16 protein-coding genes are annotated in these 13,819 nt (G+C 54.0%); 9 read left to right on the top strand and 7 right to left on the bottom strand.

Features of this window, described 5'->3' with window-relative positions:
* Positions 1–33: 33 nt before the first annotated feature.
* The 4 genes from CMO10_RS05020 to ectA all read right to left on the bottom strand — a co-directional run bounded on the left by CMO10_RS05020 (position 34) and on the right by ectA (position 4,049).
* Positions 34–1,539 carry an aspartate kinase gene (locus CMO10_RS05020; protein WP_044829149.1) on the bottom strand — a complete coding sequence of 502 codons (1,506 nt, stop codon included), beginning with the start codon at positions 1,537–1,539 and terminating at the stop codon, positions 34–36.
* Positions 1,540–1,622: 83 nt separating this feature from the next.
* On the bottom strand, positions 1,623–2,024 hold the full coding sequence (locus CMO10_RS05015; protein WP_008891076.1) for an ectoine synthase: 402 nt from the start codon (positions 2,022–2,024) through the stop codon (positions 1,623–1,625).
* A gap of 66 nt (positions 2,025–2,090) precedes the next feature.
* Positions 2,091–3,374 carry a diaminobutyrate--2-oxoglutarate transaminase gene (gene ectB, locus CMO10_RS05010; protein WP_297019234.1) on the bottom strand — a complete coding sequence of 428 codons (1,284 nt, stop codon included), beginning with the start codon at positions 3,372–3,374 and terminating at the stop codon, positions 2,091–2,093.
* Between the two features lie 126 nt (positions 3,375–3,500).
* Positions 3,501–4,049 (bottom strand): diaminobutyrate acetyltransferase, encoded by a 549-nt coding sequence (gene ectA, locus CMO10_RS05005; RefSeq protein WP_297019232.1) that lies wholly within the window; start codon positions 4,047–4,049, stop codon positions 3,501–3,503.
* Positions 4,050–4,372: 323 nt separating this feature from the next.
* Between ectA and CMO10_RS05000 the strand changes: the two genes are divergently transcribed.
* Positions 4,373–4,861 (top strand): MarR family winged helix-turn-helix transcriptional regulator, encoded by a 489-nt coding sequence (locus CMO10_RS05000; RefSeq protein ID WP_297019230.1) that lies wholly within the window; start codon positions 4,373–4,375, stop codon positions 4,859–4,861.
* A 198-nt stretch (positions 4,862–5,059) separates the two neighbouring features.
* Positions 5,060–5,998 (top strand): MBL fold metallo-hydrolase, encoded by a 939-nt coding sequence (locus CMO10_RS04995; protein ID WP_297019228.1) that lies wholly within the window; start codon positions 5,060–5,062, stop codon positions 5,996–5,998.
* A 25-nt stretch (positions 5,999–6,023) separates the two neighbouring features.
* On the opposite strand, the gene CMO10_RS04990 is transcribed toward CMO10_RS04995, so the two are convergent.
* The 3 genes from CMO10_RS04990 to CMO10_RS04980 all read right to left on the bottom strand — a co-directional run bounded on the left by CMO10_RS04990 (position 6,024) and on the right by CMO10_RS04980 (position 7,978).
* Positions 6,024–7,118, bottom strand: coding sequence for a YeeE/YedE family protein (locus tag CMO10_RS04990; protein WP_297019226.1), 1,095 nt, complete (start codon positions 7,116–7,118; stop codon positions 6,024–6,026).
* A 109-nt stretch (positions 7,119–7,227) separates the two neighbouring features.
* The gene (locus tag CMO10_RS04985; RefSeq protein WP_044829145.1) at positions 7,228–7,590 is read right to left on the bottom strand and encodes an ArsR/SmtB family transcription factor; all 363 of its coding nucleotides are present in this window, start codon (positions 7,588–7,590) and stop codon (positions 7,228–7,230) included.
* Positions 7,591–7,702: 112 nt separating this feature from the next.
* Positions 7,703–7,978, bottom strand: coding sequence for a thioredoxin domain-containing protein (locus tag CMO10_RS04980; protein ID WP_297019224.1), 276 nt, complete (start codon positions 7,976–7,978; stop codon positions 7,703–7,705).
* A gap of 219 nt (positions 7,979–8,197) precedes the next feature.
* Here CMO10_RS04980 and CMO10_RS04975 point away from each other — a divergent pair, with 219 nt between their 5' ends.
* The 7 genes from CMO10_RS04975 to soxB all read left to right on the top strand — a co-directional run bounded on the left by CMO10_RS04975 (position 8,198) and on the right by soxB (position 13,775).
* Positions 8,198–8,932 (top strand): cytochrome c biogenesis CcdA family protein, encoded by a 735-nt coding sequence (locus tag CMO10_RS04975; protein ID WP_297019222.1) that lies wholly within the window; start codon positions 8,198–8,200, stop codon positions 8,930–8,932.
* A 10-nt stretch (positions 8,933–8,942) separates the two neighbouring features.
* On the top strand, positions 8,943–9,560 hold the full coding sequence (locus CMO10_RS04970) for a SoxW family protein (protein ID WP_297019220.1): 618 nt from the start codon (positions 8,943–8,945) through the stop codon (positions 9,558–9,560).
* A 196-nt stretch (positions 9,561–9,756) separates the two neighbouring features.
* Complete coding sequence (gene soxX / locus CMO10_RS04965; RefSeq protein ID WP_297019218.1) at positions 9,757–10,218, top strand: sulfur oxidation c-type cytochrome SoxX; 462 nt, start codon at positions 9,757–9,759, stop codon at positions 10,216–10,218.
* A gap of 19 nt (positions 10,219–10,237) precedes the next feature.
* Positions 10,238–10,693, top strand: a complete 456-nt coding sequence (soxY, locus tag CMO10_RS04960) for a thiosulfate oxidation carrier protein SoxY (protein ID WP_297019216.1) — start codon at positions 10,238–10,240, stop codon at positions 10,691–10,693.
* A gap of 20 nt (positions 10,694–10,713) precedes the next feature.
* Positions 10,714–11,040, top strand: coding sequence for a thiosulfate oxidation carrier complex protein SoxZ (gene soxZ / locus CMO10_RS04955; protein WP_044829140.1), 327 nt, complete (start codon positions 10,714–10,716; stop codon positions 11,038–11,040).
* Between the two features lie 61 nt (positions 11,041–11,101).
* The gene (soxA, locus tag CMO10_RS04950; RefSeq protein ID WP_297019214.1) at positions 11,102–11,962 is read left to right on the top strand and encodes a sulfur oxidation c-type cytochrome SoxA; all 861 of its coding nucleotides are present in this window, start codon (positions 11,102–11,104) and stop codon (positions 11,960–11,962) included.
* A gap of 118 nt (positions 11,963–12,080) precedes the next feature.
* Positions 12,081–13,775 (top strand): thiosulfohydrolase SoxB, encoded by a 1,695-nt coding sequence (soxB, locus tag CMO10_RS04945; RefSeq protein WP_297019212.1) that lies wholly within the window; start codon positions 12,081–12,083, stop codon positions 13,773–13,775.
* The last annotated feature ends 44 nt before the right edge of the window (positions 13,776–13,819 follow it).

The raw sequence follows: 13,819 nt of genomic DNA, 5'->3' as shown, positions 1-13,819 counted from the left end.
GTGATGTCAGGATGCCCAATGGCTGTGGTTGGCTTATGCTGCCTTGAGCTTTTCCTGTGTGGTAGCGCTGTCATCGTTGGTTTTCTTCGATGATGCGCCACTCTCTTTCTTGCCTTCGACGAGGCCGCGATGCAGGGCAACGATTGCCTTGTTGAAGTCACCTTCGGCAACAACAAACTGCAGATCAACGCGGCGGCTCGGATAGTGGGAAGCCACCAGTTCAACACCGGCATCATCTAGGATCGATACCGCACGGGCAAACAGACCCGGCTGTTCGATATTGGCACCGATGACCGAAACAATCGCGACCTTGCGGGTCTGAACGGTTGCCTCGGGCTGGTTTGCCTCGATCTCGTCAACGCAGCGGCGGATCTGCTTGAGCGGTGCCGCAACATAGTGCGTGATCGTATTGGCATTCAGGTTCTTGGTGACGGTCGGAACCTTGTAACGTTTCAGAACGTTCAGGAGCGCTTCCTCGCCACCTGGAACACCAACCATGTCCTGATTGAAGACTTCAATCTCGAACGCGGTCGGGACACCGGTCACGATTTCTACACGGCTGTTTTCCGGCTCCCAATGATCGTCAATTACCGTACCCGGATGTTCCGGTTCAAAGGTGTTGGCAATCCGAAGCGGAATGTCGTTCTGGCGAAGACCTTTGGCTGCACGCGGATGGATGGCCTCCATCCCCATGTTCGACAGCTGATCGGCAACGTCATAGCTGGTGCGGCCAATCGGGCGTACGGCATCTTCACCAACGATGCGCGGATCGGCACTCGACAGGTGGAATTCCTTGTGAATGATCGCTTCGCGCGCCTGGGTCAGGCAGGCAATCCGCGAGAAGGTCACTTCACTGTAACCGCGGCCATAGATGCTCATCAAACCTTCGCTGCACTGGGCGTAACCCGTTGCAATCGCAAGCTGGCTTGAAAGGTCGATGTCTTCAAAGACCTTGTTGATGCGACCATCAAGGGTGGATGCTTCTGGCTCGCGCCAGCCCGAAAGGTCGGCGAACACGGCGTTCACGCCCTTGGCGCGAAGCAGCAGCATGGTGTTATGCGCACTGTGGGCTTCACCAATGGCCGAAAGCATTTCGCGCACGGTCAGAAGGTGCTTTTCGAGCTTGAAATGACCGAAGCTGCACAGGCGATGAAGGTCCATCAGGCAGCTGCGCGTGCCTTCGATGCGTTCCTGCACAAAGGCATTGGCCAGTTTCAGTTCCGGTGCGTCGCCAAAGATTTCTTCGTTGATCGCGCACATTTTTTCGGAAACTTTGGTCAGGGCATCGCCCCAGGCCCAATCGGTCTCCGAACCGGCGTAAAGCTGATAGACGCCTGCTTCGCCGGTCTTTTTGTTTTCAAGCAGAAGGTCGGTAAAGCCGCCATATGCCGAAACGACAAAGACACGGTTATAAAGTTCGTCTTCTTTGCGATTGCCGACCAGAATGTTGTCCATGACCGCATCAACCTGGGTCATCGACGTACCACCGATCTTGTGAACGCTATGCCCAGCGTCCTTATTTTTCTGGGCTGAAAGCATGTTGCCTCCTTTAGGGGCGTTTCCTTTAAAAAATATGCTCAGTGTTCGGGGCGGTCATTGGCTGGCCGCCCCGAACGAAATGTTTAGCTGGCGAGTGCTTCGCCATCGAGCGGGTAGACGCCGTTTTCATCATGGACTTCGCGACCATTGAGCGGCGGGTTGAAGGCACAAGCCACAACCATGTCCTCGGTGCCGCCACGCAGATAGTGACGGTCATGTTTGTCGAGGATGTAAACCGTGCCCGGCTCGATCTTGTATTTCTTGCCATCGGCGATAGTTTCAACTTCGCCGTTGCCCGAAATGCAGTACACCGTTTCAAAATGGTTGGCGTAGCAGATCTCGGTTTCGGTGCCGGCATAAATGGTGGTGATGTGGAACGAGAAGCCCATACCATCTTCGGCAAGCGACAGACGGGTGCTTTCCCAGTTATCCGAAACCACGCGGCGACCGGATGCTTCACATTCTTTCAAAGTACGAACAATCATTTTTAACTCTTTGATCTAATTAAGTTGTGGGGCGGGGCGGCACACACAGCGCCGCCCCAACTTTTGTTACTCAGCGGCTGCTTTGGCCGGGGAGACTTCCTTGCCCATGGCTTTGGCGGTTGCCAGTTCAAGGATTTCCAGACCATGTGCAAGATCCTGCTTGGAGATGATCAGCGGGACAAGACATTTGACCACTTCATCTTCCGGGCCACTGGTTTCGATCACAAGGTTATGCTTGAAGCATTCGTTGGTGACCTTGGATGCCAGTTCGCCACTTTCAAAGCAGATACCCTGCATCAGGCCGCGGCCCTTGCGATAGAGTTTGCCATCGCCATAGCGATCAACGATCTCCGTCAGGCGCGTTTCAAGGAATGCAGCCTTGTCGCGAACATCAGCGGCAAACTTGTCATCCGACCAGAAGTGCTCAAGGGCAGCAGCGGCAGTGACAAAGGCGTGGTTGTTACCACGGAAGGTGCCGTTATGTTCACCCGGATGCCAGACATCAAGTTCCGGCTTCATCAGCAGAACAGCAAGCGGAAGACCATAAGCCGAAAGCGATTTCGACAGCGTGATCATGTCAGGCTTGATGCCTGCGGGCTCGAAGCTGAAGAACGTACCGGTACGACCACAACCTGCCTGAATGTCATCAACAATCAGAAGGATGTCGTGCTTGCGGCAGACCTTCTCGAGGTTCTTGAGCCAACCGAAATCAGCTGCATTCAGGCCACCTTCACCCTGAAGGGTTTCAACGATGACCGCGGCAGGCAGGGCAATACCACTGGAGTTGTCCGAAAGGACACGGTCCAGATATTCGGTGGTATCGGCACCATCACCCATGTAACCGTCAAACGGGACGGCTACAGCGTTATCAAGCGATACGCCAGCAGCGCCACGATGGTGTTCGTTACCGGTGATGGCAAGCGAACCCAGGGTGCAGCCATGGAAACCATTGGTGAATGAAATCACGGTTTCGCGGCCTTTGACGCGGCGGGCCAGCTTAAGGGCGGCTTCGACGGCGTTGGTGCCGGTCGGGCCGGTAAACTGAACCTTGTATTCCATGTCACGCGGCTTGAAGATTTTGCTTTCAAGCGCTTCAAGGAAGGCTGCCTTGGCCTTGGTGTGCATATCGAGACCATGGGTCACGCCGTTTGATTTAATGTAGTCAATCAGCTTTTCCTGCAGGACAGGATGGTTATGGCCATAGTTCAGGCTGCCGGCACCGGCAAGGAAATCAAGATAACGGTTGCCGTTATCATCGGTCAGCCAGGCGCCTTCTGCCTTTTCAAAGGTTACGGGGAAGGAGCGTGCATAGCTCTGAACTTCCGATTCAAGGCGATCAAATACAGTCATGGTTCCCTCTTTCATATTGGGAAAAATCAAGTCCACCTGTCATGCCAAACGTTCCGGCCTGCCGGATGTTCCAAAAATGGCCGTGCCATTTCGTGCATGAAAGGTGGGGAAAGTTGGTCAGCCGGCTTAGGCGGCGACGCGTTCGACGTCTTCGCGCTCGAACGGACCGATCTGCCACAGAATTTCGCTGGCAGCGGCGCCTTCAAAGTGCGTTTCGCGTTCGAACTGGACCTTGCGTTTGACGTCAGCACCCAGTTCACGTGCAACAGAACGGAAGACACCCTGCGACGGTGCGTTCGTCGAGGTGATCGTCGTGTTCAGCTGCGAGACGTCATGGCAGGACGGACGATCCAGAATATCAAGGATCAGACGCTTCGCCAGACGCAGGCCACGGGCCTTGGGCGAAACGGCAACCTGCCAGATGAAAAGCTGTTCAGGTTTATCAGGAACGATGTAACCCGAAACGAAGCCGACAGCTTCGCCATTCAGTTCGGCAATCGCGCATGTGTCCGCGAAATGCGAGCACTGCAGCAGATTGCAATACATCGAGTTTTCATCCAGCGGCTTGCAGTCGGCGATAAGGTTGTTTACCGCAGCGCCGTCTGTGGCCTTGGGTTTTCGGATAATCAGGTTGGCTTTCTGGCCGGTATTGCCGTTTGTGTTGGCAATTTTCATCGGTCTGCCTGCTCTGTTATTTCGATACACGATCATTTATGTCGCGAAGGATATATAGAACAACGATGGAAATGGATCAACCCCTTCTATGTGACTTTCCTGTGAAATGCAGTAATATATTGAAAATCAACAAAACAATGATAGATCGCCCTTCGATAGGGATAATATTCTTTCGATGAAATATTGTTTCCTCAATGAAGCGAATATCGATGGAATAAATGATCGGAATTCGATATAAAAGTGTCTTAAAGCGTTGCACAGCCCACTGTCTGCGGCTAAAACAGCGTTTGCTACAGGAAACAGAAGATGCCCGGAAAATAACAATGGATAAATTGCATGAAGCGTTGATCTCGATCCGCCGTATTTTACGCGCGAGTGATATCCACGCCAAAAAGCTTGGCAAGATTACCGGACTGAAAACGTCCCAGCTTCTTGTTTTGCAGTCACTGGAGGAATTCGGCGAGATGACGGTTGGCCAGATCGCGGCCAAGGTCAATCTGGCCCAGGCTTCAACCACCGCCCTTGTCGACAAGTTGCAGGCGATGGAGCTTGTCACGCGCGAGCGTGGGGATAGTGACAAACGCAAAGTCTTTGTGCGATTGACCGATCAGGGCAGGGCAATTCTGGATCGTGCGCCGATGGCGCTTCATGACCGTTTCTCCGAGAATTTCAACGGCCTCGAGGAATGGGAGCAGACATTTTTGATTGCAGCCCTTCAGCGTGTTTCGGGCATGATGGATGCCAGTGACATCGATGTTGCCCCGGTTCTTGATCACGATGTGATTGTCGAACGCGTGACAGATCGCCGCTGAAGAGGGCACTTTTGAAGTTTCTGCCAAGGCGCTGCAATTAAACAAGAAAGCCAAAGAGTAAACGTCGTCGCGACAACTGGATATTGATGAAATATCCGGTGCGTTTGGTGTGCGCATGTTTCGGCAAAGTGTGTTTTTAGGTTGACCAAATCAACCATGAGTGCATTCATTCAAAAAAACATATATGTGGAGGATGCAATGTCTGGAAACGATTTTTGGTCGCGTCGTGATGTTCTGAAATCTTCGCTGGCGCTGGCCGGCATGGGGGCGGCCGGGATGTTTCCCGGAGCCGCATCGGCGCTTGGATCCCTGAAACTTGGGGCGTCTGACATCACGGTTATCTCGGATGGTAATCTGATGTTACCGCTATCATTTGCCTTTCCTGACGTGGCCCAGGATGAACTTGTTGCCTTTCTGAAAGCCGCGGGCCAATCGACCGATGCGTTGTTGCCCGATTGCAATATCACCGTGTTGCGGCATGGCGACCGGGTGGTGATGTTTGATGTCGGTGCGGGGCCGAATTTCATGCCATCGGCGGGCAAGCTGATGGACAACATTGATGCGGCCGGCGTCAGCCCCGATGAAATCACCGATATTGTCTTTACCCACGCCCATCCCGATCATCTGTGGGGGCTGATCGATGATTTCGATGAGCTGATCTTTGCCGATGCGCGCTATCACATGAACCGGGTCGAGTGGGAATACTGGCAGGCTGAGGATACGCTTGAGAAAACGCCAGAAGCGCGCAAAAGCTTTGTTGTCGGGGCGCGCAACCGTATGGCGTTCCTCGAAGACCGTATCGAGTTGTTCGAATATGGTGCCGAAGTGGTATCGGGTGTCGAGGCAGTTGATACCGCCGGTCATACACCGGGCCATACGTCTTTCATGATCCATGACGGATCAAACAGTGCGCTTGTTGTTGGGGATGCCATCACCAATGTGGCAGTATCGCTGGCGCATCCTGAATGGCCAAGCGGATCGGATCAGGACGCTGAGAAAGGCATCGCCACACGCAAGATGCTGCTCGATCGCCTGGCAACAGATGGATCGCGGATTATCGGCTTCCATATGCCACATCCGGGTTTGGGCATGGTCGAGCGGGATGGTGCTGCCTACCGGTTTGTCGCGGCCGGGTAATTGATTGGCCTTCGGGTCTTGGTTGTTAACCGTGCCAGCGCAGGGAGATCGCGCGCAGGAAGCCAAATGGTGATCCTTCAAGCAGAACGCCAAGACCCACACGCGCGCCGATTGCGATCGAGATCATGACAATCGGTGATGAGATCGCCAGGGTGGAAAAGGCACTAACCCCTTGGCCGATGGTGCAACCGAGGGCGAAAACGCCACCCGTACCCATCAAGAACGCGCCCAGAAGATGGCGGCCCAATTCACGTGCATCGTCGCAGGCTTCCCAACGCAAATCGTTGCTTTTCCAGGCCGCCAGTGCCGCACCAAGAAACACCCCGATCACCAGACCAACCCCGTAATCGGGCAGAATGCCGGTGACGGTGATGATCTGCATGATGGTATCGCCGACCGGGGTGACGAAGGATCCGGCTTCGATCTGTGTTTCAACGAAGCGATACTGCGCAAATGTCGTCGTCCAGACCCAGCCAAGCGAAATGCAGGCCCCGATCACAATAGCGCCAAGCGCCTTGGCCCGTTCAGCGCGGAAATCAGAACTACGAAACACCCACCAAAGCCCGACAGCGCTGGCCAGCAAGGCAATCGGGTAGTGCAAATCAACACCGCTTGCATGCGACAGGATGGCACCGATGGATTGGGACCCGGCAGAGGTAAATTCAATCGATAGCGGGTCAAGGAACCAGACGCGAAAATGGCCGGTTACCCCGCGCAATGCGGCAATGGCGGCAAGCCCGATGCCGGTCAGGACGACCAGTGCGCGCAAATTACCACCGCCCAAACGAATGATGGCGCCAAAGCCGCAGGTGCCGACAAAGGCCATACCAAAACCAAACATTAACCCGCCCAGAATGCTGCCGGCAATTGGCAGGGTCGGGGTGATGTAAAAACTGTTGGAAAGATTGATCACGCCAAGGGCGACGAATGTTTGGGTGCAAAGCAGGGCGGTGATCGCCGCCAGAACCCAGGCGCGCAGGCCGATGCTGTTGGCGGCAAACCAATAGCGTTCAAGAGCTGCCATCGTGCAAAAATGTTGTCGGCGTGCGACAAATCCCACCACAATCCCGGTCAAGATACCGGCAAGCGGCAGGGCCCAGGGATTATCCAAACCCAGCATGACGTTTTCCTCCCGCCTTGTTGATTGTAATTTTTTGCCAAGGCGCTGGCGGAATCGTGACGTTTTTTTTGTTCTAATTCAAGAGAGCTTTTCGATCAGTGGTTGCTGCTTATTCAGCAGCAGCTTTTTCGTCTTCGCGGACCGGGGCACAGAACAGGTCATAAAGCGTGCCAATGATCGTCGCCATTTCGGTATCGACAATGCGGTAATAGATCATGCGTCCATCACGCCGGGCCGAGACCAGACCATCAATGCGAAGCCGTGCCAGTTGCTGGGAAACAACGGCCTGGGGCATGGAAAGAATTTCTTCGAGATCCGATACCGATTTTTCGCCTTCCTGCAGGATGCACAGAATCAGCAAGCGCGTCTCATGCGACAGCGCCTTGAGCATTTCGCTGGCCTTGCGCGCCTGTTTGAGGAGAGCTTCGGCTTCGGTCGAGTCCATGTCTTGCTTGAAACGTGGTAGGGCCATCGTTTGCTGTGCTCATTGGTTGTGGGGCCAAAGCCGTTAATGTCCAAACTATACGGACATCTAGGTCAATACACGATCCGTAGCTGTGCTTCAAACCGAATATACAGTTTTCCTAATCGTTCGGCAATTGGGAGAGCATGTCATCAAGCATGGGCCAGAAAAAATGATCGCCGGGATAGCCGCGCAGACGGGCGACTTCCTGATTGTTGCTGATCAACACGAATGTCGGTGTAACACGTTCGCGCGCGATGTGGTCAAGGTCTTCGGGCCATTTATGGATATCAACCCGACGAAGAGGGGCCTGCTTGCCCTGATTGGTGTTGGGATAGGCTTCGCCGATCTCCTGATGCCAGCGCACGCACCATGCACATCCCTTTTGTTCAAGCATCAGTAATTCGGTCGCAAACGCCGATCCCATCCAGATCTGGGATGCGAAAAATATGGTTAAAGTAAGCCGGATTACACCGGAAATGTGCGGTTTTTTCATGTGTTTAAATTCTACAGAAACTTGTGATTGAATTATATATATGAAAAAGACTATGCTTTGAAAAGGCGCTGATAAACAAATTGCAAAATCAGCTACCCACAGCGCCGGGAGGAACATGCATTGCTTGATATCGGTTTCGGCGCAGCCTTCCTTGCGGGGGTGCTGTCGTTCTTTACGCCATGTGTTTTGCCGATTGTTCCGCCATACCTTGCCTATCTGGCCGGGGTTAGTGTTGCGGATCTTGATGATCGTACGGTCGCGAGTGCGAAGTCACGTCAGGTGTTCTTTACCGCACTGGCATTCGTTGCGGGCTTTAGCACGATTTTTGTCGCACTCGGGGCGACGGCAAGCGTCATCGGCCAGTCGCTGGCCAGCTATTTCGACATTTTATCGATCATTGCCGGGATCATGATTGCCATCATGGGCCTGCATTTCATGGGTGTTTTCCGGATATCGCTTTTGTATCGCGATGCGCGGATCAATGTTGCGAACAAGCCTGCGGGGCTGGTCGGGGCCTATGTGATGGGGCTTGCCTTCGCCTTTGGCTGGACACCATGTGTCGGGCCGGCACTGGCCGCGATCCTGTTTGTTGCCGGGGCCGAAAGCACGGCACTGCGCGGGGCAGGGTTGCTTGCGGTCTATTCGCTTGGTATCGGCTTGCCCTTTGCTTTGGCGGGGCTGTTTGCCGGCCAATTCGTGGGCTGGTCGCGGAAATTCAAACGTCACATGCACAATGTTGAACGGGCGATGGGGCTGTTGCTTGTGCTGACGGGGATTCTGTTCATGACCGGACAGATGTCTGCCATCGCCCAGTGGTTGCTTGATACTTTCCCTTCGCTTTCGACCCTCGGATAGGAGTTGCGTCATGAATATGCGTCATCTGTTGCGTGGAGTGCCTTTGGCGAAATACCTGGTTGCCGGATTTCTGTTGGTCAGTTGGCCGCACGGATCAGAAGCAGCCCCGGTCGGCGAAGACGGTCTGCACAAGCAGGACTGGTTTTCGATCACCTTTCGTGACATTGCCGATGATATTGCGGCTGCACGTGATGAGAACAAACGTCTTGTGATGATCTTTGAGCAGCGCGGCTGCATCTATTGCGCCAAGATGCATACCGATCTTCTGAGTGATCCTGAGGTCTCAGACTACATCAAGGAGAACTTCAAGGTCGTTCAGTACAACATGTTTGGCGACGAAGAAGTCATCGACCTTGATGGCGAGGTGCTTAGCGAAAAGACAGCCGCGCGCAAATGGGGATATGTCTTTACCCCGACCATCGTTTTCCTGCCGGAAGAAGCGCCTGAAGATGGCAAAAGTGCCGCGGAAGCAGCGGTTGCGACCATGCCCGGGGCGTTTGGCAAATGGACGTTTCTGAACATGTTTCGCTGGGTAAATGAGAAGGGCTATGAAACCGACGAGCACTTCCAGAAATACCATGCCCGCATCATCCGCCAGCTTCAGGAAGAGGGCCGTTTAGGGCAGTAGCAAACGCCCGGAGAGCCTTGAAAAATCATAATTCAGCACATAACACATTAAAAATATCATATTTATGTGTTGAATTAAAAGTTGAGTTTGAATAACTTGAAGTAAAGGCGCCGTTAGAGCAGCCACATGTCAGACCGGGGATGTTCATATGCCACACAGAGGGCAGGGACATCGTCACAGGAGGAAACACAACGCCATGTCTTGGAAACCAAGAGCCTTTCTTGCGTGCCTGCTCGTTGGCCTTCCGGCCCTTGCCGCAGCTGATGAACTTGCACCCGCCGATGTCAAATTCGATGACATGTCTGTATCCCAGCCACTGACCAGCCAGCCGGGGGACCCGGAAAACGGGCGCAAGGTCTTTGCCAATCGCAGCCTTGGCAATTGTCTGGCATGTCACGCAGTCAAAGAGCAAATCGAACAGCTGTTCCACGGCGAAGTGGGCCCGCCCCTTGACGGTGCTGCTGATCGCTGGAGCGAAGGCGAACTTCGCGCAATTGTTGCCGACGCCAAAGAGGTCTTCTCTGAAGAGACCGTGATGCCGGGCTTCTATTCACTGAATGTCGGCGTCGATGTCCGCGAGGATCTGGTCGGCAAAACAATCCTGACAGCCCAGGAAGTTGAAGATGTCGTGGCCTATCTGACGACGCTCAAAGAATAACAACCACCGAGGAAACAAGATGAATCTCACACGACGCCAAATGCTTTGCGCATCGGTCGGTGCAGCTGCAGCCGGAGTGTTCGGCTTCTCGCTGTCCGCCTCTGCCACGCCGGAAGCCACAGCCGAAAGCATCAAAAACTTTGCCGGTGGTAAAGAACCCGCGATGGGCGGCGACCTGACATTGAATACGCCGGAAATTGCCGAAAACGGCAACACCGTGCCGGTTGAAGTTTCTGTCGCAAGCCCGATGACCGATGACGACTACGTTGAATCGGTTGTCATCTATGCCGAAGGCAACCCCAACCCTGATGTCGCTGTCTTCCACTTCACGCCGATGAGCGGTGTAGCCGAAGCGAAAACCCGCATGCGTCTTGCGAAAACCCAGAATGTGGTTGCTGTCGCCAAGACCAACAAAGGGCAGGTTTTCATGGATAAAAAAGAAGTCAAAGTGACCATCGGTGGTTGCGGCGGCTGATCGGATCGGGAGCAAGTCAAATGGATAATATCAAGCCGCGTGTAAAAGTGCCGAAATCCGCATCGGCTGGTGAGGTCATCACCATCAAGACCCTGATTAACCATCCGATGGAATCAGGTTTGCGCAAGGGCAAGGATGGCAATCTCATCCCGCGCCAGATCATCAACAAGTTCACATGTGAATTCAACGGTAAGCCGGTGTTTTCCTGTGAACTCGAGCCGGCAATTTCCGCCAACCCCTATATCGAGTTTTCCGCCAAGGTCACCGAAGCGGGAACATTCAAGTTCAGCTGGTTGGATGATGACGGTTCTGTCTACGAGACTGAAAACAAGATCGCCATAAAATGATTCGGGACGGGTCCGTTGGTCAGGTGATCACGGGCCCGCCACTGTATCGGGAGGGAATGTCTTGAGAAACCAAATCATAGCCAAAGCTGTCGCGGTTGCCATGACCGCACTTGTGCCGGGGATCGCCTTTGCCGGTGGGCCGGTTGACGATGAACTCGTCATTGACGGCGAAATCCAGATGATCACCCGGGCTGCACCGCCAGAGGGACACCCACTTGACGAGGTGCTGTCAGGCTGGTTGTACCGCACCGACGAAACGCGGATGCTGGAAACCGACACCTTTGAAAACCCTGGAATGCTTGAAGTGCAGGATGGTGCCGATCTTTGGAATACGGTTGACGGAACGGCCGGGAAATCCTGTGCATCTTGTCACGGTGATGCCGAGGAAAGCATGGCCGGTGTCGGGGCACGCTTCCCGAAATGGGATGAAGCATCCAACCGTCCGATCAATGTGGAACTTCAGATCAACAAGTGCCGCACCGAGGAAATGGGGGCTGAGGCCTACAAGTTTGATGCCCGTGAGCAAAAGGCACTGACGGCCTATGTCAAACATCAGTCTTTGGGAACGCCCGTCGCGATCGATCTTGCCGAAGGCCACATGCAAAGCTGGTGGGATCGCGGGAATGAGCTTTATTACACCCGGACCGGACAGCTCAATCTGTCTTGTGCGTCCTGTCATGAACAGAATAACGGCAACTACATTCGTGCCGACCATCTCAGTCAGGGCAATGTGAACGGGTTCCCGACCTATCGCCTGAAGCAGGCCAGCCTGGTGTCACTGCATAACCGTTTCCGCGGTTGTATCCGCGATACCCGCGCGGAATTCCCTGCGGCGTTTTCTGACGAACTGATGGCGCTTGAGGTCTATGTGACCTGGCGTGGGACCGGCCTGTCTGTTGAGACACCGGCGGTTCGCCAATAAGGCCAAGCAAGTTACTAAAGGGGTGATTGGTTTATCCTCCCGGTTGCCCCGCCTTTTTTCTTTAAATGCCTCGGCCGTGCTGCCGAACAGGTGAATATTGCCCGGAGGCCACCAATAAATGTTTTCGCGCCGTCAATTTTTGCAATGGGCTGCTGTGACCACCGCAGCGACCGGCTATATGGGCAATTTGACCCGTGTGGCTGCCCAACAGCGTCTGACCCAGGACGATCTTTTGAAATTTGATAGCAAAGGCACCATCACGCTTTTGCATTTCACAGATGTTCACGCCCAGCTAAAGCCGGTTTATTTCCGTCCACCATCAGAAAACTATGGTGTCGGGGCGTTTGAAGGCATTCCGCCACATCTGGTTGGTGAGGAATTCCTGTCTCACTTCGGTATCAAGCGCGGCAGTCCGCTGGCTTATGCGCACACCATGGTCGATTACGTCGATATGGCGCGGACCTATGGCCGCCTTGGTGGCCTGGATCGCACGGCGACCTTGGTTAAGGCGATCCGTGCGGAACGCGGGGATGGCAATGTTCTGTTCCTTGATGGTGGCGATACCTGGCAGGGGTCCTATACGTCGCTTAAGACCAACGGGCAGGACATGGTTGATTGCATGAAGCTGCTCAAGCCCGATGCGATGGTCGGCCACTGGGAATTCACCTTTGGCGAAGATCGGGTCAAGGAGATCGTCGAGGATCTCGGCTATCCGTTCCTGGCCAGCAACGTCTTTGACACTGAATGGGATGAACCGGTTTTCGAACATACTGCGTTTTATGAGACCGGCGGGCACAAGGTGGCCGTGATCGGGCAGGCGATGCCTTATACCCCGATTGCCAACCCGCGCTGGATGATCCCGAACTGGTCGTTTGGTATTCGCCCGGAAGTCATTCAGGCCAATGTCGATGCCGCGCGCGAAGCAGGGGCCGCTGTTGTGGTCCTGTTGTCGCATAACGGATTTGACGTTGACCAGAAACTGGCAACCGTTGTGAACGGCATTGATGTGATCCTGACCGGTCACACCCATGACGCGGTGCCCGAAGCGATCAAGATCGGCAAGACCTTGCTTTTGTCGTCAGGCTCGCACGGCAAATATCTGGGCCGTGTTGACCTGGAAGTTAAGGATGGTCGTGTAACGGATTATAATTCATCACTTATTCCAGTCTTCTCGGACGTAATTGATCCTGATCCGGAAATGACCGCCAAGATCGACGAGGTCCGTGCACCTTACGAGGATGAATGCAATCGCGTTCTGGGCAAGACATCTGGTCTGCTGTATCGCCGTGGCAATTTCAACGGCACCTGGGATGACCTGATTTGTCAGGGCATCATGGAAGAACGCGATGCCGAGCTGGCATTTAGTCCGGGCTTCCGTTGGGGAACGACGTTGCTTCCGGGTGACGATATTACGGTCGATGATCTCTATAACCAGACCAGCATGAATTACCCGTCGGTGTATCGTCTGGAATTCACCGGTACGCAGATCAAGGAAATCCTCGAAGACGTTTGTGACAACCTGTTTAACAAGGATCCGTTCTTCCAGCAGGGTGGTGACATGGTCCGGGTTGGAGGCATGGCCTATAGCTGTGCACCCAAGGAAAGCATCGGCAACCGTATTTCGAACATGACCGTGATCAAGACCGGCGAGGCGATTGAAGCCGATCGCAGCTACGTTGTCGCCGGCTGGGCATCCGTCAACGAAGGTGTTGAAGGACCGGCTGTCTACGATCTGATGGAAAACTACATCACTCGTCACAAGGTCATTGATATTCCACGCAATGACACTGTGAAAGTGATTGGAATGAACTAGGTGAAATCACCTGGCCGGTTCCAATGACCGGGCAGGGCATTTTT

This window comes from Thalassospira sp. (genome assembly GCF_002709775.1).
Classification (GTDB): domain Bacteria; phylum Pseudomonadota; class Alphaproteobacteria; order Rhodospirillales; family Thalassospiraceae; genus Thalassospira.
Note: the sequence above shows the minus strand (reverse complement) of the source record. Positions and strands in the feature narration are given on the sequence as shown.

Excerpts from the sequence above, each read along its gene's own strand:
- soxY (WP_297019216.1), top strand. The coding sequence starts at position 10,238 with ATGAATCTCACACGACGCCAAATGCTTTGCGCATCGGTCGGTGCAGCT.
- CMO10_RS05015 (WP_008891076.1), bottom strand. The coding sequence starts at position 2,024 with ATGATTGTTCGTACTTTGAAAGAATGTGAAGCATCCGGTCGCCGCGTG.
- soxB (WP_297019212.1), top strand. The coding sequence starts at position 12,081 with ATGTTTTCGCGCCGTCAATTTTTGCAATGGGCTGCTGTGACCACCGCA.
- CMO10_RS05000 (WP_297019230.1), top strand. The coding sequence starts at position 4,373 with ATGGATAAATTGCATGAAGCGTTGATCTCGATCCGCCGTATTTTACGC.
- CMO10_RS04980 (WP_297019224.1), bottom strand. The coding sequence starts at position 7,978 with ATGCTTGAACAAAAGGGATGTGCATGGTGCGTGCGCTGGCATCAGGAG.
- CMO10_RS04970 (WP_297019220.1), top strand. The coding sequence starts at position 8,943 with ATGAATATGCGTCATCTGTTGCGTGGAGTGCCTTTGGCGAAATACCTG.
- CMO10_RS05020 (WP_044829149.1), bottom strand. The coding sequence starts at position 1,539 with ATGCTTTCAGCCCAGAAAAATAAGGACGCTGGGCATAGCGTTCACAAG.
- soxX (WP_297019218.1), top strand. The coding sequence starts at position 9,757 with ATGTCTTGGAAACCAAGAGCCTTTCTTGCGTGCCTGCTCGTTGGCCTT.
- ectA (WP_297019232.1), bottom strand. The coding sequence starts at position 4,049 with ATGAAAATTGCCAACACAAACGGCAATACCGGCCAGAAAGCCAACCTG.
- soxZ (WP_044829140.1), top strand. The coding sequence starts at position 10,714 with ATGGATAATATCAAGCCGCGTGTAAAAGTGCCGAAATCCGCATCGGCT.
- ectB (WP_297019234.1), bottom strand. The coding sequence starts at position 3,374 with ATGACTGTATTTGATCGCCTTGAATCGGAAGTTCAGAGCTATGCACGC.
- CMO10_RS04985 (WP_044829145.1), bottom strand. The coding sequence starts at position 7,590 with ATGGCCCTACCACGTTTCAAGCAAGACATGGACTCGACCGAAGCCGAA.
- CMO10_RS04990 (WP_297019226.1), bottom strand. The coding sequence starts at position 7,118 with ATGCTGGGTTTGGATAATCCCTGGGCCCTGCCGCTTGCCGGTATCTTG.
- CMO10_RS04995 (WP_297019228.1), top strand. The coding sequence starts at position 5,060 with ATGTCTGGAAACGATTTTTGGTCGCGTCGTGATGTTCTGAAATCTTCG.